Genomic DNA, 243 nt, shown 5'->3' with positions numbered 1-243 from the left:
CTGCACGACCTCGCCGGCAAGCAGGCCCGGATCCAGATCGTCGACAACAACACCGGCGGCTGGGGCCACATCAACGCCGACCAGTTCACCCTCACCGACCAAGGCCCGAAGGTCCTCGCCGACTTCGAGGGGAGCACCTACGGGTCCTGGACGACCGCCGGCACCGCCTTCGGCACCGGCCCCGCCCAGGGCACCCTGCCCAACCAGCAGAACGTCACCGGCTACCTCGGCAAGGGACTCGTC

The 243-nt window shown here is 69.5% G+C and carries 1 protein-coding gene; it reads left to right on the top strand.

What is annotated here, in order from left to right:
* On the top strand, positions 1-243 hold a 243-nt coding region (locus OO48_RS34215), incomplete at both ends, for a hypothetical protein (protein WP_033223655.1).

This window comes from Kitasatospora phosalacinea (genome assembly GCF_000716545.1).
Taxonomy (GTDB): domain Bacteria; phylum Actinomycetota; class Actinomycetes; order Streptomycetales; family Streptomycetaceae; genus Kitasatospora; species Kitasatospora phosalacinea.
The sequence above is the reverse complement of the archived record's forward strand: the minus strand, read 5'-3'. Positions and strand labels throughout refer to the sequence as shown.